The 397-nt window shown below is 68.0% G+C and carries 1 protein-coding gene; it reads right to left on the bottom strand.

All coding sequences use genetic code 11. The features are described 5' to 3' along the window. On the bottom strand, window positions 1–397 hold a 397-nt coding region (locus tag HOV91_RS39370; protein WP_217441630.1), incomplete at both ends, for a hypothetical protein.

The following is a 397-nucleotide window of genomic DNA, read 5'->3' as shown; positions in this document are numbered from 1 at the left end:
ACGTACGACGGCTCTTCGGTGTTGGCATGCTCGTTGACCTCGGTCACCGACCAGGCCTTGGCCAGGCGCTTGGAATCGACGCCGTTCAAGTACACGAAGAGGCTCTTCTCGCCTTCGGCCGCGTTTACATCGGCACTGGTGACCGTGCCGCCAAACAGCGCGACCGGCTTGTCCTCCGGCTCGAAGGTGCCGCCCGGTTTCTTGGCCAGGCCGGCGGCCTGCAGCGCATCGATGGCGTCGGCCGCACTGAAGCTCGAGCCGGCCTTGCAGGCCAGCAGCGCTTCCAGCGTGGCGGTGCCGGGGGGCGCGATGGCCGGCGCCGCAGCGTGCGTGGCTGAGGCTGCGGCGAGGGTGGTGAGGAGCAGGACGAGCGTGGTTGTGGCGGTTTTCATTGCAG

The organism is Nocardia barduliensis, from assembly GCF_013315795.1.
Lineage (GTDB): Bacteria > Actinomycetota > Actinomycetes > Mycobacteriales > Mycobacteriaceae > Nocardia > Nocardia barduliensis.
The sequence above is the reverse complement of the archived record's forward strand: the minus strand, read 5'-3'. Positions and strand labels throughout refer to the sequence as shown.